Source organism: Ruegeria haliotis (assembly GCF_013377785.1).
Lineage (GTDB): Bacteria > Pseudomonadota > Alphaproteobacteria > Rhodobacterales > Rhodobacteraceae > Ruegeria > Ruegeria haliotis.
In genome coordinates this window covers 306659-325953 of sequence record NZ_JABXWT010000001.1, presented here as the reverse complement: position 1 = coordinate 325953, position 19295 = coordinate 306659, and the positions used below count along the sequence as shown (strand labels likewise).

The following is a 19295-nucleotide window of genomic DNA, read 5'->3' as shown; positions in this document are numbered from 1 at the left end:
TGCCTTACTGTTTGCGTACCAGTTTGATGACAGGCTCACCTGTGGCGTCCAGCAAAGCCAGCGCGTCGCCTTGCACCGCAAAAGTGGTGACACTCTGCAACGCTTTCAGGAATTGCCGCTCAACCTCGTCCAACGGCGGCGGGCATGCCATCAGAGTTGCCGCCATGTTATCGGGAAACTCTATCCGGTTGCCTGAAATCTCTGCCTGTCCACTGAAACGGTTGCACCCTCCGGTGCCAGCAAAGGCCCCATCTTGTGCAAACGAGATTTCCGGGTGTTTTTCCGTTTCAATAGGTGCGCCATTCAACACAGCGGCAGTCCATTGCGTATTCTCCAACATAGCTGTCCCCTGCACCTGTGTCTGCGCCTGCACCAGCACCAAATCGGCCGAATTCCCTGCCCCGTCGGTCAAAACGGGATAGGCTGTGTCGGTGGTAAAGAGCAGTTTTTGTCCCTGACTGATCGACGCCCTCACTACATAGCGGTGGCGGTCTTGAATAAGTGCATCATCAAAAGTCAGCTTAAACTGGGCCGGAACGCCGCTCACCACATACCGTTGCGCGGCAAGTGTAACGGCGGGCGCATCCGCCAATGAGACATCCTGAAGTTCGACAAAAAGGGTCGCATCGGGTGGAACCGCAATCCGCTCGCGATAGGTGGCTGATCCTTCAACCGTTCCAGCAAAGCTTGCACCGCTCAGAGCAGTCCAAATCACAGTGCTGGCCAACAAGGCCTTTCCGGTTCCGAGCATGGTCAAAATCCCCTTTTGCAAATCACATTCACAAAAGATTGTGTGTCCGTGGCCATTTGCAAGGTTTTTGTGCATCAAGCGGCAGATCTGCGCCGATGTCAGAGCGGCCAGATCAACGGGATCAGCAAGGACGCCAGAAAACCAACCGTCAGGTTCAGTGGGATGCCAACTTTCATGAAATCCACAAACCGGTATCCGCCGGGGCCGTAAACCATCATGTTGGTCTGGTATCCGATCGGTGTTGCAAACGACGCTGACGCAGCGACCATAACGGCCACGACAAGCGGTCGAGGGTCGATCCCGACCGCCTGTGCCAACCCGATGGCAATCGGCGTCACCACAACGGCAACCGCATTGTTGGACACCAGCTCAGTCAGAACCGAGGTCAGCAGATAGACCGCCCAGATGATCAGGAATGGCGGCAACGTGCTCAAGCCCGGAGCGATGGCTTCAACGATCAGGGACACTGCGCCCGAACTGTTCAACGCTGCCCCGATGGCCAACATCGAGAAAATAAGCGCAAGCAGCCGACCCTCAACAAAGGAAAATGCTTCATCCGCGTCGATACAGCGGGTCAGCAGAACAACAGCAACGGCAAGGATCGAAAGTAGCAGGATCGGCGCAATGCCCAGCGCGGCCAGCACCACGATCCCGGCTAGCGCCCCAATCGCGATCGGTGCATGGTTGCGGCGAAACGCCCGGGCCGATGGCTGGGTCACGTCCACCATATCCATGTCCGCCGCCAGCTTTTGAATATCAGCCGGGGCACCTTCGAGCAGTAAAGTATCACCGACCCGGACGACCAATTCATCCAACTGGCGGCCGATGTTCTGATTTCGGCGGTGAACCGCAAGCACATAAACACCGTATCGACGGCGCAGACGCAGCGCGCCTAGCGTGCGGCCCACCATGCGGCAACCCGGCGTGATCAGAACCTCGACGGTTTTGGTTTCCACTGCCGAAACCTGATCCACACGCTTGAGCTCTTTGTTGCTTTGAAGGCTCAACAACTCGGTCATTTCGGTGCGCAGAACCACACGGTCACCAACCTTGAGCATGACGCCCTTGAGATTGCGCCGCAACGACTCGTCCCCGCGGATCACGTCGATCAAACGCACGCCGGGGCGCTTGAACAACTGTACGCCCGTGACTTCGCGGTCAATCAGATTGCTTTCCGGCGGGATCACTGCCTCGGTAAAGAACTTCATCCTTGACCGGTCGCTGAGCATCGAGGCCATGCTGTCGCGCTCAGGCAGCAGACGGGGTGCGATGAAGCGCAAATAGAACATGCCATAGATCACCAGAGCGATGCCCAGAGGTGTGACTTCGAAAATCGTGAACGGTTTCATACCCTGCGCGCGCGCAACGCCGTCCACCAGCAGGTTGGTCGATGTGCCGATCAACGTCAGTGTCCCGCCCAGAATGGCCGCATAGCTGAGCGGGATCAGCAGTTTTGAGGCGGGAACATTCAACGTGCGCGCGATCTGGATGAAGACAGGGATCATCACCACCACAACCGGTGTGTTCGACACCACGGCCGAGGCAATGACGACAAATGCCATCAGCAACGCTATGGCGACGCGGGGGTTCACCTGTGCCTGTCTCTGCGCGGTCGAGGTAAAGGCGTCCAGCGCCCCGGTTCGAACCAAAGCCCCCATGATGATGAACATAGCGCCAATCGTCCAAGGGGCGGGGTTAGACAGAACCGCCAGCGCGTTCTGATACGGCAAGATGCCTGTGACCAGCATCAGGGCGACGCCGCCGATGGCGACCACTTCGGTCGGATAGACCTCGCGCAGGAACATGATGAACATGCCCACAACAATCATGAGCGCCAGAATTGCGCTGCCGGTTTCTGTCAGTGGAAGGAATTGCATTCGTGGTATTCTGTCCGAACCCTGGCCCAAGCGCCTGACCGGTAGTTTCACGCATTGAACGCGACAGGGCAAGCCCGTCGTGTCGTTTACGGACCCGCCTGTTCCAAACGTCCACCCACGCGCACCATACGCACCGATTTGGCCTGACCATCGCGGTCATCGGTCTCGACGAACACGCCGCTTAGCGTTGCCTCGCCATTGGCAGGGGTAAACCGCGCCTTGGGCATTCCGGTGATGAACCGGCGCATCGGTTCCTGTTTTTCCATCCCAATGACCGAGTCGTAGTCACCGCACATGCCCGCATCAGTCAGATACGCCGTGCCGCCCGGCAGAATCTGAGAATCCGCGGTCGGGACATGCGTATGCGTTCCCACAACGAGGCTGGCACGCTTGTCGCAATAATGCCCCATGGCCATCTTTTCCGAGGTCGCCTCGCAGTGCATATCCACGATGATTGCCTGCGCTTGTCCGCCGCGGGGATGGGACTTCAGGATCGGCTCAATGGCCGAAAACGGGTCATCAAACGGCCGCTTCATGAACACCTGTCCCAGCACCTGCACAACCAGCACCTTGCGCCCACCCGGCGCAGTGTAAAGGCGATGGCCCCGTCCCGGAGCTCCTTTGGCAAAGTTCACCGGGCGCACGATGCGCGGTTCTTTCTCGATGAACTGCAACATATCCTTTTGATCGAATGCATGATCCCCAAGGGTCACACAATCAGCCCCGGCATCCAGTAGCAGCTTGGCGTGATCGCCAGTCAGTCCCATCCCGTTCGAGGCGTTCTCGCCATTGACCACGACGAAATCCAACCGCCAGTCTTCACGCAGACGCGGCAGGTGTTCTTGAATGGCCGTGCGACCCGCACGACCCATGACATCACCCAGAAACAAAATCCTCATATCCGGGGTCGTAGGGGCTGAGCACGGCAATAACAAGGCGGAACCGTGCAAATAACTGGCTATCAAAGCGGTATTGCAATCACACACAAAGATGCCAATCTGAAACGCACGAATTCATATTGACGGAGAATTTTGTGAAACGCATTGCAGTTGCCGCAATCGCCTGCTTGATCGCCACAGGCGCTTTGGCACAGACCACGACAAAGACAACAATGGCCAACCCGGCCGCCACATTCTGCATCGAGAATGACGGAGAGTACCAAATTCGCAAGAACTCCGATGGCAGCGAGTATGGCGTTTGCATTCTGACTGACGGCACCGAGGTGGATGCCTGGGATTACCTGCGCAGCCACTTCGAGAACTGAGGCCTAGAACGTCAGCACCCGGCTTTCGGTGATCACCATATCCAGCGGCTGATCGGTCGGCTCAAGTGGCAGATTGTCGGCCTCTTGTGCGTCAAAGGCAAAACCTATGGCTAACGTGGGTCGTTTCGCGCGCAGCCCTTCCAGCGTACGGTCATAGAACCCGCCGCCATATCCCAACCTGCCGCCTTGTGCGTCGAAAGCAACCATCGGAACGATCAGGATCTCTGGATCGAAATAGTCATCAAGCTCGGGCACTTTAGCCCCGAACGGGCCATCTTTCAGCTTACCTTCCGGTGTCCAGCGGGAGAAGCGGAGCGCCTGCCCCGCCCTCTGAATCACCGGCACGCCTACCGAGCCATAGGCCGAAGCTTCGGCCATTGCGGGCAGAGGGTCAACTTCGGTCCGGATCGGCATGTAGCCCGACAAAGGCACCCCGCGATGCCCGGCCAGCACCTCGGACAGACGCCCTGCTGCACCCGGCGGGCGCATATCGAACGCGGCCTTGCGGCGGGCAAAGGCCGCCTTGCGGGCAGCTGCTTTGATTTCGGTCAGATCGGTCACAGTAGCACCACGCTGGCAAGCCCCAAAAAGATGAAGAACCCCATGACATCCGTCGTCGTTGTCACAAAGGTTCCTGACGCCAGCGCCGGGTCAACGCCCAACCGATCCAGCACCACCGGTACTACCGTACCTGCAAAGCCTGCGATGATCATGTTCACGACCAATGCAGACCCGATCACGACCCCCAACAGCGGCGAGTCGAACCAGAGCATCCCGACAGTTCCCAATATGGTGGCAAAGCACAGCCCGTTCAGCATGCCCACCAACAGCTCGCGCCGGATCACCCGTGCCACGTTGGATTGGGTCAGGTCACGCGTCGCCAACGCGCGTACCGCAACGGTCAGGGACTGCGTGCCCGCATTGCCCCCCATCGACGCCACGATCGGCATCAGAATGGCCAGCGCCACCAGTTGATCGATCGCCATCTCGAATTGCGAAATCACCAGCGACGCGCAGATGGAGGTACACAGGTTGACCGCCAGCCATGGCAAGCGCCGCTTGCTGGTCGCCGCAACACTGTCGGACAGCGAGCTTTCGTCGCTGACACCTGCGAGACGCAGCATGTCCTCTTCGTATTCCTCATCCAGAACAACCATGGCGTCATCAATGGTGATTACCCCAACCAGTCGACCGTCCGAATCCACAACGGGGGCCGAGATCAGATGGTACTGATTGAAAGCGTAGGCCACATCCTCTTCGTCCTGATCGGCGGGGATAACGTGGAATTCCTCTTCCGAGATGTCGTGCAACGGCACATCGCGCCGTGTGGCCATCAATTTGCCCAGCGTGACCTGAGCGACAGGTTTAAGCCGGGGATCTACCAGAACGATGTGATAGAACTGCTCGGGCAGGCCATCATTTGCGCGCATGAAATCAATGGCCTGCCCCACCGTCCAGTGTTCGGGTGCCATAACCACTTCACGCTGCATAAGGCGGCCAGCAGAGTTTTCCGGATAGGACAGTGCTTGTTCAGCCGCAATCCGTTCGGAATCTTCCAGCGCCTCCAGGATGGTTTCCTGCTGCGGCTCTTCCAGATCTTCCAGCAAGTCGACGACGTCGTCGCTTTCCATCTCGCGCACGGCTTCGGCCAGAACGTCGGGGTTCAGAACGCCAATAATCTCTTCGCGAACGGCCTCGTCCAGCTCGGACAGAATATCGCCGTCGAATTCCTTGTCATACAGCCGGATCAGGCGGGCGCGATCATACGCGTTGATCTGTTCCAGAAGGTCGGCGATGTCGGCGGCGTGCAGCGGTTCCATCAGCTCGATCAGCTTGGCGCGGTCATCCACATCCACCGCGTAGAGGATCGCCGCAACAGTCCGGCGATCCAGCGCATAGGCGTCATCTTCCCGGGGCTGGTCTGGCTTGGCCTCGTCAATGCCTGTCGTCATGCGCTGCCCCCTTTTTTCCGCGATTGGTCCCTAAATAGAAGAAGCAGCTACCGGAAAACAATGACAATGGTCCGATTTACCCGCAACTTTCGCCCGCCTATGCTGTAGAGCGACCCCAAACAGGTGGAGAATAGGGAAAATGGCGCAAAAAACGCTTTTGAAAGGGCGCGTTCTGAGTTTTGACGGATCACCCTTTGAGGGTGAGCCAACCGACGCAGCCAGACTGGACGAAGCCGTCTTGATCCAGGATGGGCGCGTGTCGGCGCTGGGGACTGCGGACGATCTGACCCGCGCCCATCCCGATGCCGACGTCAGAAATTATGGCGCCCGGTTGATCATGGCCGGGTTCATTGATCCCCACGTTCACTACCCGCAGACCGCAATGATCGCGAGTTGGGGCAAGCGGTTGATCGACTGGTTGAATACCTACACCTTCCCCGAGGAGATGAAGTTCGGTGATATCGATTATGCGACGGAAATCGCCAACCGCTATCTCGACCTGACCACGGCGCATGGCACGACGACCATGTGCAGTTTTTGCACAATACACCCCGAGAGTGTCGATGCCTTCTTCACCGCTGCCCAAAACCGTGGACAGCGCGTTGTGGCGGGCAAAACCTGTATGGATCGCAACGCGCCTGACGGGCTGCGAGATACGGCTCAAACCGCCTACGATCAGTCAGAAGCGCTGTTGGAGAAATGGCACGGTGTCGACCGGTTATCCTACGCAATCACCCCACGGTTTTCGCCCACATCCACTCCAGAACAACTGGAAGCGATGGGCGCCCTCTGGGCCGAGCATCCACATTGCCTGATGCAGACCCATCTAAGCGAGCAGACGGACGAAATAGAATGGGTCCGGTCCCTGTTCCCTGACGCGCGTGATTACCTTGATACTTATGAAAAATTCGGCCTTCTGGGGACGAACGGTCTTTACGGTCACGTCATTCATCTGGAAGACCGGGAGCGTGACCGACTGCGCGAAGTTGATGCAGCGCTGGTCCATTGCCCAACGTCGAACACGTTTATCGGGTCGGGCCTTTTTGACATGAACGGCCTGATCCATGACGGGCATCGCGTCGGACTGGCCACGGATACCGGCGGCGGGTCAAGCTTTTCCATGTTGCGCACGATGGCTGCAGCCTATGAAATTGGCCAATTGCGCGGGCGGCCCCTGCACCCGGCGCAATTGCTGTGGCTCGGCACTGTCGGCTCGGCACGGACCCTGCGCATGGATGACCGTATCGGTAACATCGCACCGGGGATGGAGGCGGATCTGATCGTACTGGATCTCGCCTCAACCCCAGCCATTGCGCAACGCGAAGCGCATGCCGACGACATCTGGGAAGCCGTTTTCCCGACCATCATGATGGGCGATGATCGGGCGATTTCCGAGGTCTGGATCGGCGGACGGCCAGCCGGGTTTTAGCCCTGAAGCGCGCGTGCCAACGTGTTCTGTCGCTCGATCACCCTAGGCAGCTCCAGCGTCGCAATTTGCCCGTCGCGGACAATTTGACGTCCTTCGACAAACAAATGTTTGACCTTCATCGGCCCAGCCAAAAGCAAGGCAGCTGGATCCCAGCTGCCTGCGCTTTCGATGCAATGCGTGTCCCAAATCGCAATGTCGGCCCGTTTCCCCGGCATCAAGCGCCCGCACTCCGGACGGCCCAGCACATCTGCGCCGCCGCGCGTGGCAATCTCGAGGGCCTCGCGGGCTGACATGGCATCTGCCCCATTCGCCACACGTTGCAGCAACATGGCCTGCCGCGCTTCAAGCATCAGGTTGCCAGTGTCATTGCTGGCGGACCCATCCACACCAAGACCTACCTTCACGCCTTGGTCCCGCATGGTTCGCACCGGGGCAATACCCGAGCCGAGGCGACAATTCGAACAGGGGCAATGGGCAACCCCAGTTCCGGTTCTGGCGAACAGATCAATCTCTGCCCAATCCAGTTTAACACAATGCGCATGCCAGACATCTGAACCAGTCCATCCCAGCTCTTCGGCATATTGCCCCGGCCGACAGCCGAACTGAGCCTGAGAATAGGCGATGTCCTCGTCGTTCTCGGCCAGATGCGTATGCAACATCACGCCTTTGTCCCGCGCCAGCAGGGCAGCATCGCGCATCAACTCTCGACTGACTGAGAATGGTGAACAAGGTGCAAGGCCAACCCGACACATGGAACCGTCGGCAGGATCGTGAAAGGCATCGACGACGCGGATCATGTCGTCGAGGATATCGCTCTCTGCTTCAACCAGATTGTCCGGTGGCAGGCCGCCATCCCTTTCACCAATGCTCATCGCGCCGCGTGTCGGATGAAACCGCAAACCGAGTTCGGCTGCGGCGGCAATAGTATCCTCCAACCGTGATCCATTGGGGTATAGATACAGGTGATCCGAACTGAGTGTGCAGCCGGACAGCGCCAGTTCGGCCAGACCAATTTGAGCCGACGTGAACATCTCTTCCGGTCCAAAGCGCGCCCAGATCGGGTAAAGCGTCTGCAGCCAGCCAAACAACAACGCATCCTGCCCACCGGGAACCGCGCGGGTCAGCGTTTGATAGAGGTGATGATGCGTATTGACCAAGCCCGGTGTCACGACACAGCCTGAGGCGTCGTGAACCTCGCCGGTTGTGGTCAACGCGTGCCCGATCTGCGCGATCTGACCGCCGCGGATCAGAATATCGGCGCCAGAAAGTTCGCGCCGGGTGTCGTCCATCGTCAGAATAGAGTCGGCGTTTTTTATCAGAATGTCGGCCATAGGTGCCCTCCTGCATCTGCCCGTCTCATGCAAGGAGTGCGAAGGCTGGTGGAAAACGGGCACAAGAACCAGCTTGGTTCAGTGTATCTGCCGCTTGCCCCCACAGCAACAGATATCAGAAGCGGCGCACTATCTCCAACGCGGCCGCGTGGATGTCAGGGTTGGCCGCTGCCAAAGCCCGCCCGCCATTATGGGCCGGTTTACCTTGCCAATCAGTCACAATGCCACCTGCCGCTTGAATAACGGCGATTGGTGCCTGAATGTCATAAGCGTTCAACCCGGATTCGATCACCAGGTCGACCTGGCCGGCAGCCAGCAAAGCATAGGCGTAACAATCCATGCCATACCGCGTCAATTGAACCTGTTTGGACACGGCCTGAAACCCGGCCATATCTTCTGGTGTTCCGACTTCCGGAAACGTCGTGAACAAAATAGCCTGATCCAATGTCTTGGTGGCTCGGGTTTTCAAAGCAGACGTTCCCAAGGGGCCGATGACATGGGCCATATCAGCAGAGCCCACGAACCGTTCGCCGATATAGGGCTGATCGATCACGCCCATAACCGGCCCATCCTGCGTGCTAAGCGCAATCAAGACCCCCCATGTCGGTGTCCCGCTGATAAAACCGCGTGTTCCATCAATCGGGTCCAGAACCCAAGTACGTCCGCTGTTGCCAGCAACCCGCCCAAACTCTTCGCCCAATATGCCATCGTCCGGGCGGTGTAGGATCAGGACCTCCCGCATCGCTTTCTCTGCCGCGCGATCCGCAACGGTTACAGGATCAAACCCGTCCGCCAGCTTGTTGGATGTTTCAAGATTGCTATTGCGGAAATGCGGAAGAATGGCTGCGCGCGCTGCGTCAGCCATTTCTTCTGCGATTTCCATATCACTCAGTGGGGTTCGTTGCATACGTCACCCGTGCGACCAATGCTCCCCAGAGTCAAGCCAGTCGGGTCAGGCGACGTCGCTGAGCACCCGAGCCAATTCAAACAGGCGGCGACGCTGATTTTCCGGAATTGCGTAATATGAACGGACCAGATCCAACGCTTCCTTGTCACCCATGAGATCAGCAGGTACCGACTTTTTCCCTGCGTCTTCTTTGTTGACCTCTTCCAGGCCTTCAAAAAAGAAGCTGACCGGAACATCCAATGCCTCGGCGATGTCCCACAGGCGGGATGCGCTGACTCGGTTGGCACCGGTTTCATATTTCTGAATCTGTTGAAACTTGATACCAACTTGCTGCGCCAACTGTTGCTGGGTCATGCCAATCAGCCAGCGACGATGTCTGACGCGCTTGCCCACATGGACATCGACGTGATGAGTCATTGGTATTCTCCTCTACTACACAAACATCTGTACGGGAATGCGCGACATCCGTGATCGCAACATTAGCGGGCTGCAGTTAATCGCCCCCTAATTTGGATCGTGCCACCCCCCGAAACAGCACTGACTACCTATATTGCCGCTTTTGAGTTTTTTTTCAAGAAGGTTGAATCGGAAACAATCTACAAGGGTTTGTGGTTGTGTCGTTGCGAAACCTCCCCCTGCTGTTCCAAAATTGCGGTGAAAAGGAAAGCTACCCGCGTGTCTGTATTCTGCCCCCTGCCAATCTGATTGACAATTTCGGATTGGCGCGCGCCTATTCCCAAAAAGGGAGGAGGCGGCCATATGCTTGCGTACCGCATTCAACACGAAGGGGCCCCGCCCCGACTTTGTGAAACAGACGTTCCACGCCCGGGCGCGGGTCAGGTGCGGGTCGCCATAAAAGCCTGCGGATTGAACTTTGCCGACCTTCTTATGCAGAAAGGCACTTATCAAGACACGCCCCCTGCCCCCTTTACGCAAGGGATGGAGATTGCGGGTGTTGTGGACGAGGTTGGGGGCGATGTCTCAAACCTGAAACGCGGAGACCGGATTGCGGTTTACTCTGGTCACGGGGGATTGGCTGAGTTCGGTGTTTTCGATGCAGACCGCGCGATCCTTCTACCTGACTCGACCAGTTTTGAGGACGCCGCGGCAATACAGATTGCCTATGGGACCAGTCATATCGCGCTGGATCATCGGGCCAAGCTGCAGCCCGGGGAAACCCTGTTGGTCACCGGGGCTGCAGGTGGGGTCGGATTGACGGCGGTTGAGATTGGCAAATTGATGGGTGCGACCGTGATCGCGCACGCGCGCGGAGAAGAGAAACTGGCCGTTGCCCGTGCTGCTGGTGCCGATCACCTTGTTGACGCATCCGAAGATTTGCGGGATCGCGTCAAGGCCTTGGGCGGCGCAGATGTTGTTTATGACGCGATCGGTGGGGATGTGTTCAAAGCGGCCTTTCGTGCCACCAACCCAGAGGGACGTTTGCTGCCCATCGGATTTGCGGGGGGTGAGGTTCCGCAGATTCCAGCCAATCACCTTCTGGTCAAGAACCTGACGGTGATTGGCTTTTATATCGGTGGTTACCTGAACTTCCGGCCCGAGATCGTTCGACGCAGCTTCAACACTCTGTTTCGCTGGCACACAGAAGGTCGAATCAAGCCCCATATCAGCCATGTGCTTCCCCTTCGGGACGTCGAAGAAGGCCTACAGCTACTGAAAGGGCGCAAATCGACCGGCAAGATCGTGATTACACCCTGTCCCTGATCACCCTGCTACGGCTCTCAGCGGGCTACCACCCAGCATACGGAAGTTCTGCCGCACCAACGCAGCCAGCGCCTCGACCACGGCATCGCGTCCGGAATCGCCGCCGTACAGATTGATCTTGTGGGCTGGTAGTTCGGGTAAGACCCCACCGGTTTCGATTTGCTCCAGATGGGCGGCCTCAGTCCCGTCCAACATCGCGTGCACCGCCAGATCTGCGCTGACCGTGGCCTCGATAGTGCGGTCATTTTCGGTTTCTACCGACAATTCCCAGGGAATCCCGGCCGCGTCCAGCGCCGAGATTACCTGCGGCCTGAACAGGCAACGCCGCCCAAGCGCCAGTGGCAGAGGGCGCTTGCGCCAGGCCGATCCTCCGGGTGCACCAATCCAGCGCAGCGGTAGTTCGGCGATGGTCTCGGCACCGTCGGCCGTCGTGGCCTCGGTCGTAAGGATCACATCGCACTCGCCGCGTTTGTACATGTCTTTCAATTGTAACGAATAGGATGACACCAATTGCACCCGGACCCGCGGGAAATCCGCGTTGAACCGTTGCAGAACCCGTGGGATCGCCGGGTACACAATGTCATGAGGCACACCCAGAACCACTTCGCCTTCGAACGCCTGATCGGTGAGTTTGGAAATAATCTCGTCATTCAATGCAATCATACGACGGGCATAAGCCAGCAATTGCTCGCCCGAGGCAGTCAGCGCGATAGTCCGACCGCTGCGGTCCAACAGCTCCAACCCCAGCAGTTCCTCAAGACGTTTCAGCTGCATTGAAACCGCCGATTGTGTCAGGTGCAAAAACCCAGCAGCCCGCGTTACTCCGCCCTGATCCGCCACTGCCACGAAAGAGCGCAAGGTGGTTATGTCCAGATTCCGCATCTTCACGATTCCTTATGGATGCCATCATAAATATTCGTTTTTAAAATATGTCATATTCCTCCATATCAATCAAGGAACTTGATGGTAATCGACAAAACCATCGCAAATTGCAGAAAGGACAACTACTATGACCCAAATTGCAATCCATCACCCCTGCAAGCCCTCAAGAAAATTCGGCTTGGGCATGATCACACAAGCGGTCTCTCTGCTGCGTCAACGTCGTTGCCTGGCTCGGCTGGATGATCGCGCGCTGAAAGATATCGGCGTAACCCGCCTCGAAGCCGACACAGAGGCCCGTCGCCCGGTTTGGGATGCGCCACAATTTTGGCATAAGTAACCAAAAATCAGCGCTATAGCATCATTTTGGCAACCCACTGCGGTGGGTTGCCATTTTTGTTGTGCGTTTTAGTCGGTTTTGTGCGGTAAACTCTTGAAACACAGCCTGCAGTTGCCGATATTTGCAGGGAAAGCGGTCCGGCTTCGTCGGGGCGTATTAGGAATATGTGAAGGGAGACCCTTTAATGGCACAATTCGACACGATCCGGACGGCTTCCGGCGCGCGCGCCGCCGAGATCGACGAGGGCCTGCGCGCCCACATGAACAAAGTCTACGGCACGATGTCCGTCGGCATGCTGATCACATTTGCTGTGGCATGGGCCGTTGGCTCCACCCCGCAGCTGCTGTCCGTGTTCCGTGATCCGGTCACGCTGAGCCCTAACATTCTGGGTTGGATCGTGATGTTTGCCCCGCTGGCCATGGTGTTTGGCTTTAGCGCTGGCATCAACCGCATGTCAGCCGCAGCTGCACAGTTGTTCTTCTATGCATTCGCCGCCGTCATGGGCCTGTCCATGAGCTGGATCTTTGTGGCCTTCACCGGCGTCTCGATCGCGCAGGTCTTTCTGGTGACCTCGATCGCCTTTGCGGGTCTGTCGCTGTATGGCTACGTGACCAAAAAAGATCTGTCCGGCATGGGCACATTCCTGATGATGGGTGTGATCGGCCTGATTGTTGCCATGGTGATCAACCTGTTCCTGCAGTCCCCCGCCATCATGTTCGCGGTGTCTATTCTGGGCGTCCTGATCTTTGCTGGCCTGACTGCTTACGACACGCAGAAGATCAAGACCACCTACCTGCAGATGGCACAAGCTGGCGATCAGGAATGGCTGGGCAAAGCCGCCATCATGGGCGCTTTGAACCTGTATCTGGACTTCATCAACATGTTCATGTTCCTGCTACAACTTTTGGGGAACAGAGAGTAAAGCTTACCCTCGTCTCTGATAGACATCACCAATCCTGCCAGGGCGCTGCTTTGGCAGGATTTTTTTGTTCCAACAAAGCAATTTTTAAGACTGGGCAACTGTAGAAGGTTGGTCGGTATTTTATATCCGGAAGTGAAAAACTTCGGATGTCAAAAACCAGCGAATGTTTACATGCGCATACCCAAGAACCTTTACTCAGAGAATTTACATTGCCACGCAATGAAGTTCTGCGCTTTCAAGTACCACGCGTATGAACGACCACAAGCAGGGGCACACACCGATCGATAGGAATACGCTGTCTTCGAATCGACTGAGGGATTGGACGAACCCACCTCGCCTCTTGCTCTCACGCCCCTTCAACGGTTCGAAAAGCTCTCGAACACTTCGCAGCATTACTGGCTCGGGATTGTAAGCGGGAAACTCGGCAAGCACGCGACTGATGTGGGGCGACCCTACAATGCGAAAGTTGTATTGAGTCCATTGCCATGGCACGGAAGGGCCGCAGCGTGACACTCCTGCATCTTTCCATAATGCAAAAGGAATTTTCTGACGGTGCATTGGTAAGGAAAATAGGCACTGGTACGCCCTTTCAATCAAAGTCAGGCGAGATCTGTAATTCGGCCGATCCCTGAGTCGGTTAAAAGAGGGTTGCGATCACCCAGACGCCCGCGCCGATCAGTGCCGCACCGGAGGTCGGGACAAGCCACTGTGCCCTTGGCATCAGCTTTTCAATCGCGACGTACCCGGCGACGGCGACAATCCAATAGAGATTCATGATCCCACCCACAAACAGCAACAGCATCAAGGCCCAGCAGCAGCCAAGACAGTAGGACCCGTGCAAAGCGCCAGTCCGAAGCGCACCTGACCATCCGGGTCTGTTGTGGTCCGCCAGAAACTGTGCCGGGCTTTGACAATGTCGAAGGCAGGCGTTCTTGAAGCCCGAGAGTTGATAGGCACCCGCTGCAATCAGGACCAAGCCCGCGAAAATCCTTGAGCGGATCGTCATCATCGGGCCATCCGACAGCCCGATTTTCTCAAACCCCCATTGCGCGCCGGTTGCGGCAAGGCTGAAGGCCGCCCAGGCGATAAGGTAACCAAACAGAAAACACAGGCTGAACAGGGCTGTTCTGTCTTTCTCGGGTCCCACACGCTTGATCGCCGAAAATAAAAGAACGGTGGGCGCGGCACTGGGTGTCATCATGGCAATCATCATGACCCACCACATGAAAAAGATCATGACACAGTGAAACAGGCTCCAACTTGGCGGGTCTCCCATCTGCATCGGGGCGCCGATTGGACCGGCCATTCCGGTCATTTCGACCGCGGACATCGTCATGCCGATCCCGGCAATCGTGTACCAACCAGCCCCAAGGACCAGCAGGACCACGCAGCCAAGAACAATTACCTTGTCTTTTCGTAGAATCCGCTCAACCGCACCTGCGCGAGGCAGGTTGGATGTTTTTGACATCTGAGCCTCGGTCAAGCGCCCAAAACGCCATGACCCGATATGTTCAGGTGCGCCAGATGCGCATGCGTGGCATCAAACGACAGGGTGATTGCGCCGCCATTGGTTTTGGCCGACCCCGAGGCGGATTCAGCGTGACGGTATTCAAACCCGTTTGGCAGCTGTATCGAGGCTCTGTGAGGTGCGCCCGAGACGATATGGGGGATCGGTCTGACCTCAACATCGAACACTCCGGGCACCTTTGCGAATCCAGTTCTTTCTTCGCGGTTCCAATTCAGTTCAATCGGAATGAACAATGTCTCGTGTTTTGTGGGGGACATCGCGCTGTAGACGTACCACATGGTTGCCATTTCGTCGGTGTCCTCGCCGGTCATGATCGCTTGCAGGGCGGCGCGTTGATCGGCATTGGCTTTGTCATCGATGATCAGTTGCATCTGACCATTGCCCTCGTGAATAGGCCCCGGCCAATAGTACACACCTGCAGCTTTCAGGCCCGCCAGATCTGTGTCGCCGTATTGGCCACTGTCGATACTGAAAACAACGACGGCCTCGCAGTTTCCATGGGTCGGAAGAACACTGAACTGGCAAGGGCACCCGTAGTTGCAATTGCAATTGGCCAATTCTTCACCCTGAATAATCCAATCTGTCATGATAGCCCCCAAAATATCGTGTCTAAAAACTCTGCTGTCAGAGCACGTTGCCCGTTTCTGGTGCCTCACTGGTCGAGCCTGAAGTTGGCTTCTTGAATTGATGGAACGGCGGCACAGTATCAGGAATGGGTGCGTACTCCAAATTCGTAGGCGTGAGGTTGCAGGATACCAACGGACCGATCGCCATATCTTTCGACCAGGGACCTTACTGTGGACCAGTCCGCCAAAAGACTGCGGACAACCTGCCGTACCTTGACCGGATCGGCATCGCAGTCGTAACTCTTTGCGGGTTGTCCTGCCAAATTTCTGCTCAATCAGTCTTCGAACCTGTCGGTCAGGTCAAGCATTGAGGCAAGTATGCTAAGAACAGGGTTCTCGTTTCGCGCTGCAATAAGGTTCTGATCTCGTGCTCGTGCCCAGGTGAAAATGAACCGAGTTGGTAGCGTGTTGCCGTTTCAAATGCCGTTCAAGACACATTGTTATGTGAGATTTTAACTCGGGCTTGTTCCCGGCAATCAGACCCGTTCTCAAAATTGGCTTGAAGGTCAGTCGGAGCGCCCCACTTTCCAAATGGCTGGTTAGTTGGTCACGTGCGACGAAAAGCCGGCCGAATGGGTTAAACGAGACCCCGATTACCTGTGATTGCCAACGGTGCAGGAATTGTGAGGTGGAACGACCGATTCAGGTTGACTCGGGCGTGCGACCGGGTAAAAGCGCACGCTCATAGGAATTCAACCGAAAGGCCCCTGCCTTTTCGGACGCAGGAGATAACCATGGCGAAGCCGACGACAATCAAGATCCGTCTGAACTCGACCGCGGGCACGGGCCACTTCTACGTGACCAAGAAAAACGCTCGCACCATGACCGAGAAAATGACCGTTCGTAAATACGACCCGGTTGTTCGTAAACATGTCGAGTACAAGGAAGGCAAGATTAAGTAATCTGCCATTCCAATTGGACTTTTTAAAGGGTTCTGCTTTGGCAGAGCCCTTTTTCATTGCGATTGTAATGTGGAAGCGAGGCATTGGCTGACATCGTCCGCCAGTTGGGCCGTTGCAGTGACGCATCAGCATCGCGGCCAATCGATTCACCTGCGGCTTGCTTTTTACGTCAGCCTGCAAGTACGGTTGAGCAAACCGCCACAAAATGTTGACCGCCATGAAAAAAATCTTGTTGTCCACAATCGCCGTCCTGACTCTGTCGGCCTGTGAAGACCCGTTTAATCGCCAGGGTGTCGGGTTTACCGGAATCGATGGCGAGCCGCGCACGGTCTCGGATGTCCCGGGAACCGTAGCCTTTGTCCCGCCTGCAACAAACGTTCCTGCGGAACTGGCAGAACTGCCTACGGTTTCGATTCTGTCAGACCAGGTTGATCCGTCCAAAGTGGCAAGCGTGGCCATCGATAATGGCGGGCGTACAGATGCCAACGCTGTTAAATTGTCAGGTAGCGACACAAACCTGTTTCTCAGCACCGTGAGTGTTAACGGCACCCTGTTCGGCGTGTTGCGCACTTCGACCAATAGCGTGAGGGTTGATAACTCAATCGGAGCAAGCTTCGGCAGTGAGACTGAGCAATTTACCGGATGCCTGCCAGCCGGTGATGTGTTCCGCAAGGGTACGTCTGAACGCAGCTCGGGCTTTGCGGTTCCGTTGAACTGCAGCTAATATTCTGCCCACTTTCCAAGAAGGCCTCCACCGGCAACGGCGGGGGCCTTTTTTGTTTCGGCAGCTATGATTATGCGCCCGTCTTTTGGTGGGCTTGTTCGGACGCGGTGTCCAAGGTTGAAATGGTCCGTGCCTGGACAGCGGATGAGTTCATGTCCATCACCGAAAGAACTGCCCAACTGACCGGAGCTTATGCGCCACCAGATGGCCGAGTGTAAACGCGCGGAGGGCCTGTAAGCCGGATCTTGTTCCGGGGTTGCCCCCTTCGATGACCATTCCTCTAGGCCGCGCATTGCTGCGCGGCTCAAGCTGCCAACCCGGTCCCTCTCGGCCAAGACGTGCTTAGCGGTGGTATCGGCTGACGCCGACCTGCCCGCGCGGGGACCCTATTTGGCATTGCTCCCGGTGGGGCTTGCCGTGCCACCACTGTTGCCAGCGGCGCGGTGGGCTCTTACCCCACCGTTTCACCCTTACCTCGGACCGAAGCCCGGGGCGGTCTGATTTCTGTGGCGCTTTCCGTCGGGTTTCCCCGCCCGGGCGTTACCCGGCACCGTTGTCTTGTGGAGTCCGGACTTTCCTCTCGGGCGTAAACCCCAGCGGCCATCCGGCCCTCCGCGCGAGGTCGTGGGTAGGGTGTGTGGCCATGGGCGTCAAGTGCGGAAAGGGCGTGAAGGGGCCAGCCCCTTCTTGGCCTGCGGCCAATTCAACCCCGAGGTATTTTGAGCCAGATGAAGCAGTGGATCAGGTCCAGGGGGCGGTGTGCCCGAGCGGAGTAAAGTCTGCGGGCTCCAGCGGGCCTTTTCCCCACGGGCGAAACCGAAGACGGACGGCGGTGAGCAGTGTGTCATCGTCGACATTGGCACTGAAACCGGCGTCCCGCGCCAAAGCACGGAATATGTCGTTCGGCGCATCTTGCGGGCCTTCACCATGTCCGCGACGGGAAGCCAATCCCTGACGCTCGAGTCTCTGCCAGTCAAAGCGCGGACCGGGATCAGATTTTCGGCCGGGGGCCATATCAGAATGACCGATGACACTCGATGGCTGCATTGACCAGCGTACCATAATCTCTTTCAGCAGCGTTTCCAAAACTGTCATCTGCCGTGCCGAGAAGGGATGATCACCCCGGTTGTCCAGCTCGATGCCGATAGAACGCGAGTTGATGTCATCCTTGCTGTGCCACTCTCCGGCCCCGGCATGCCAGGCACGCTCTTGTTCCTTTACCATCTGCCAAAGCGTACCGTTTGCACCAATCAAATAGTGGGCAGAAACTTCAACTTCAGGATCACAAAGACGCTCCACCGCCTCAACGGCGCTGCTCATGGCGGTGTAGTGCAGCACAATGAGTGACGGCTTCAACCCATCTCTGCGCGGGCCGAAATTGGGCGATGGGTGCCAGATCGGCGTCAGCGGATCAGTTGTTGACGGCACTGCGGAACGGGCTGGGATCCCAGCTGCAGGCATACCCATCACCATCGGGGTCCAGCCCCTTGCGATCACGCTGCGGGCCGCCGTTGGACAGAAACTCAATCTGCGCCTGATCTGAAGACGGGAACTGGGCGCAGTTGCGCTGCGCCTTGGCCTGTAAGTTGAACCCTGCCCGACTATACAGCTGGGTTCCAACCGGGTTCGACGTACTGATCGCGTATTGCACGATGTTGGGCTGCCCATCGCTACCTCGTTCAGGCACGGCGGTCGGGGCCACAACCTCATAGGTTTGACGGTTCTGTTGGATCAGAGCTGCATCGGATTCGATAGTGCGGCGGCCAGAGACAGCAGCGAAGTCCTGTTCGTCGGAAATACCTGTGTTGCCTGCGACCGGTATCGATGTCGGAGCCGCCGTTTCCTGTCCCGGCGTCCCCGCCAAGGCTGCCGCCGCCTGATTGGCGATGTCAGCGTTTGCCCCGGTCGCGGTTGGGAATGCCGACACCGCACCCGGATTTCCAAGTGTTTCCTGCGAGACGTCGACAGGCGCAAGCAACGGATTGCCCGCGACCCCCTGCCCGGCCAACTGCGCCTCACGCTGCGCCTGGTATTGCGGCGTGTTGAACCCCGTGCCCTCGACCGGTGCGACCGTGTCACACGCGGCCACAAGTGCGATGGTCGGGATCAGAAGCAAAAAGCGCATACTGCGGCTCCGTATC

At 57.3% G+C, this 19295-nt stretch carries 20 protein-coding genes and 1 other RNA gene; 7 read left to right on the top strand and 14 right to left on the bottom strand.

Annotation, left to right across the window (positions count from 1 at the left end):
- Positions 1-4 precede the first annotated feature (4 nt).
- The 3 genes from HW561_RS01655 to HW561_RS01645 form a co-directional block, all read right to left on the bottom strand.
- Positions 5-751, bottom strand: a complete 747-nt coding sequence (locus HW561_RS01655; protein WP_176861483.1) for a YbaY family lipoprotein — start codon at positions 749-751, stop codon at positions 5-7.
- A 98-nt stretch (positions 752-849) separates the two neighbouring features.
- Positions 850-2628, bottom strand: a complete 1779-nt coding sequence (locus HW561_RS01650) for an SLC13 family permease (RefSeq protein ID WP_176861482.1) — start codon at positions 2626-2628, stop codon at positions 850-852.
- An 86-nt stretch (positions 2629-2714) separates the two neighbouring features.
- On the bottom strand, positions 2715-3527 hold the full coding sequence (locus HW561_RS01645; RefSeq protein WP_176861481.1) for a TIGR00282 family metallophosphoesterase: 813 nt from the start codon (positions 3525-3527) through the stop codon (positions 2715-2717).
- Positions 3528-3661: 134 nt separating this feature from the next.
- Between HW561_RS01645 and HW561_RS01640 the strand changes: the two genes are divergently transcribed.
- On the top strand, positions 3662-3892 hold the full coding sequence (locus HW561_RS01640) for a putative hemolysin (protein ID WP_211198489.1): 231 nt from the start codon (positions 3662-3664) through the stop codon (positions 3890-3892).
- Positions 3893-3895: 3 nt separating this feature from the next.
- Here HW561_RS01640 and HW561_RS01635 read toward each other — a convergent pair whose 3' ends face one another.
- Positions 3896-4453 (bottom strand): 5-formyltetrahydrofolate cyclo-ligase, encoded by a 558-nt coding sequence (locus tag HW561_RS01635; RefSeq protein ID WP_176861480.1) that lies wholly within the window; start codon positions 4451-4453, stop codon positions 3896-3898.
- Positions 4450-5844 (bottom strand): magnesium transporter, encoded by a 1395-nt coding sequence (mgtE, locus tag HW561_RS01630; RefSeq protein ID WP_176861479.1) that lies wholly within the window; start codon positions 5842-5844, stop codon positions 4450-4452. Before mgtE ends, HW561_RS01635 begins: the two co-directional genes overlap by 4 nt.
- Before the next feature lie 139 nt (positions 5845-5983).
- On the opposite strand from mgtE, the gene guaD reads away from it, so the two are divergent.
- Positions 5984-7273 (top strand): guanine deaminase, encoded by a 1290-nt coding sequence (guaD, locus tag HW561_RS01625; protein ID WP_176861478.1) that lies wholly within the window; start codon positions 5984-5986, stop codon positions 7271-7273.
- On the opposite strand, the gene HW561_RS01620 is transcribed toward guaD, so the two are convergent.
- The 3 genes from HW561_RS01620 to HW561_RS01610 form a co-directional block, all read right to left on the bottom strand.
- A complete protein-coding gene (locus HW561_RS01620; RefSeq protein ID WP_176861477.1) occupies positions 7270-8604 on the bottom strand; it encodes an 8-oxoguanine deaminase in 1335 nt (444 codons plus the stop codon). The two genes, guaD and HW561_RS01620, sit on opposite strands and share 4 nt — an antisense overlap.
- 115 nt (positions 8605-8719) lie before the next feature.
- On the bottom strand, positions 8720-9511 hold the full coding sequence (gene hisN, locus HW561_RS01615; protein WP_176861476.1) for a histidinol-phosphatase: 792 nt from the start codon (positions 9509-9511) through the stop codon (positions 8720-8722).
- A gap of 45 nt (positions 9512-9556) precedes the next feature.
- A complete protein-coding gene (locus HW561_RS01610; protein ID WP_176861475.1) occupies positions 9557-9928 on the bottom strand; it encodes a helix-turn-helix domain-containing protein in 372 nt (123 codons plus the stop codon).
- Between the two features lie 342 nt (positions 9929-10270).
- On the opposite strand from HW561_RS01610, the gene HW561_RS01605 reads away from it, so the two are divergent.
- Positions 10271-11233, top strand: a complete 963-nt coding sequence (locus HW561_RS01605) for an NADPH:quinone oxidoreductase family protein (protein ID WP_176861474.1) — start codon at positions 10271-10273, stop codon at positions 11231-11233.
- On the opposite strand, the gene HW561_RS01600 is transcribed toward HW561_RS01605, so the two are convergent.
- On the bottom strand, positions 11234-12115 hold the full coding sequence (locus tag HW561_RS01600; protein WP_176861473.1) for a LysR family transcriptional regulator: 882 nt from the start codon (positions 12113-12115) through the stop codon (positions 11234-11236). It lies immediately after the preceding gene.
- Between the two features lie 127 nt (positions 12116-12242).
- Here HW561_RS01600 and HW561_RS01595 point away from each other — a divergent pair, with 127 nt between their 5' ends.
- Positions 12243-12452 carry a DUF1127 domain-containing protein gene (locus tag HW561_RS01595; protein ID WP_176861472.1) on the top strand — a complete coding sequence of 70 codons (210 nt, stop codon included), beginning with the start codon at positions 12243-12245 and terminating at the stop codon, positions 12450-12452.
- Positions 12453-12636: 184 nt separating this feature from the next.
- The gene (locus tag HW561_RS01590) at positions 12637-13374 is read left to right on the top strand and encodes a Bax inhibitor-1/YccA family protein (protein ID WP_176861471.1); all 738 of its coding nucleotides are present in this window, start codon (positions 12637-12639) and stop codon (positions 13372-13374) included.
- A gap of 637 nt (positions 13375-14011) precedes the next feature.
- Here the strand turns inward: HW561_RS01590 and HW561_RS01585 are convergent.
- Complete coding sequence (locus tag HW561_RS01585; RefSeq protein WP_176861470.1) at positions 14012-14842, bottom strand: DUF2182 domain-containing protein; 831 nt, start codon at positions 14840-14842, stop codon at positions 14012-14014.
- Positions 14843-14853: 11 nt separating this feature from the next.
- Entirely contained in the window at positions 14854-15489 is a 636-nt protein-coding gene (locus HW561_RS01580; RefSeq protein ID WP_176861469.1) for a DUF1326 domain-containing protein, read from the bottom strand.
- A 773-nt stretch (positions 15490-16262) separates the two neighbouring features.
- Here HW561_RS01580 and rpmG point away from each other — a divergent pair.
- Positions 16263-16430, top strand: coding sequence for a 50S ribosomal protein L33 (gene rpmG / locus HW561_RS01575; RefSeq protein WP_007799108.1), 168 nt, complete (start codon positions 16263-16265; stop codon positions 16428-16430).
- Positions 16431-16647: 217 nt separating this feature from the next.
- Positions 16648-17154: a hypothetical protein gene (locus HW561_RS01570; protein ID WP_176861468.1), complete on the top strand. Its 507-nt coding sequence runs from the start codon at positions 16648-16650 to the stop codon at positions 17152-17154.
- A 218-nt stretch (positions 17155-17372) separates the two neighbouring features.
- On the opposite strand, the gene rnpB is transcribed toward HW561_RS01570, so the two are convergent.
- The 3 genes from rnpB to HW561_RS01555 all read right to left on the bottom strand — a co-directional run bounded on the left by rnpB (position 17373) and on the right by HW561_RS01555 (position 19279).
- Positions 17373-17770, bottom strand: an RNA gene (gene rnpB, locus HW561_RS01565) — RNase P RNA component class A.
- A 125-nt stretch (positions 17771-17895) separates the two neighbouring features.
- Positions 17896-18615, bottom strand: a complete 720-nt coding sequence (locus HW561_RS01560) for an N-acetylmuramoyl-L-alanine amidase (RefSeq protein WP_176861467.1) — start codon at positions 18613-18615, stop codon at positions 17896-17898.
- On the bottom strand, positions 18566-19279 hold the full coding sequence (locus tag HW561_RS01555; RefSeq protein ID WP_176861466.1) for a hypothetical protein: 714 nt from the start codon (positions 19277-19279) through the stop codon (positions 18566-18568). The genes HW561_RS01560 and HW561_RS01555 overlap by 50 nt, the downstream gene beginning before the upstream one ends.
- Between the last annotated feature and the right edge of the window lie 16 nt (positions 19280-19295).

Excerpts from the sequence above, each read along its gene's own strand:
- HW561_RS01655 (WP_176861483.1), bottom strand. The coding sequence starts at position 751 with ATGCTCGGAACCGGAAAGGCCTTGTTGGCCAGCACTGTGATTTGGACT.
- HW561_RS01650 (WP_176861482.1), bottom strand. The coding sequence starts at position 2,628 with ATGCAATTCCTTCCACTGACAGAAACCGGCAGCGCAATTCTGGCGCTC.
- HW561_RS01645 (WP_176861481.1), bottom strand. The coding sequence starts at position 3,527 with ATGAGGATTTTGTTTCTGGGTGATGTCATGGGTCGTGCGGGTCGCACG.
- mgtE (WP_176861479.1), bottom strand. The coding sequence starts at position 5,844 with ATGACGACAGGCATTGACGAGGCCAAGCCAGACCAGCCCCGGGAAGAT.
- guaD (WP_176861478.1), top strand. The coding sequence starts at position 5,984 with ATGGCGCAAAAAACGCTTTTGAAAGGGCGCGTTCTGAGTTTTGACGGA.
- HW561_RS01620 (WP_176861477.1), bottom strand. The coding sequence starts at position 8,604 with ATGGCCGACATTCTGATAAAAAACGCCGACTCTATTCTGACGATGGAC.
- hisN (WP_176861476.1), bottom strand. The coding sequence starts at position 9,511 with ATGCAACGAACCCCACTGAGTGATATGGAAATCGCAGAAGAAATGGCT.
- HW561_RS01610 (WP_176861475.1), bottom strand. The coding sequence starts at position 9,928 with ATGACTCATCACGTCGATGTCCATGTGGGCAAGCGCGTCAGACATCGT.
- HW561_RS01605 (WP_176861474.1), top strand. The coding sequence starts at position 10,271 with ATGCTTGCGTACCGCATTCAACACGAAGGGGCCCCGCCCCGACTTTGT.
- HW561_RS01600 (WP_176861473.1), bottom strand. The coding sequence starts at position 12,115 with ATGCGGAATCTGGACATAACCACCTTGCGCTCTTTCGTGGCAGTGGCG.
- HW561_RS01595 (WP_176861472.1), top strand. The coding sequence starts at position 12,243 with ATGACCCAAATTGCAATCCATCACCCCTGCAAGCCCTCAAGAAAATTC.
- HW561_RS01590 (WP_176861471.1), top strand. The coding sequence starts at position 12,637 with ATGGCACAATTCGACACGATCCGGACGGCTTCCGGCGCGCGCGCCGCC.
- HW561_RS01585 (WP_176861470.1), bottom strand. The coding sequence starts at position 14,842 with ATGTCAAAAACATCCAACCTGCCTCGCGCAGGTGCGGTTGAGCGGATT.
- HW561_RS01580 (WP_176861469.1), bottom strand. The coding sequence starts at position 15,489 with ATGACAGATTGGATTATTCAGGGTGAAGAATTGGCCAATTGCAATTGC.
- rpmG (WP_007799108.1), top strand. The coding sequence starts at position 16,263 with ATGGCGAAGCCGACGACAATCAAGATCCGTCTGAACTCGACCGCGGGC.
- HW561_RS01570 (WP_176861468.1), top strand. The coding sequence starts at position 16,648 with ATGAAAAAAATCTTGTTGTCCACAATCGCCGTCCTGACTCTGTCGGCC.
- HW561_RS01560 (WP_176861467.1), bottom strand. The coding sequence starts at position 18,615 with ATGCCTGCAGCTGGGATCCCAGCCCGTTCCGCAGTGCCGTCAACAACT.
- HW561_RS01555 (WP_176861466.1), bottom strand. The coding sequence starts at position 19,279 with ATGCGCTTTTTGCTTCTGATCCCGACCATCGCACTTGTGGCCGCGTGT.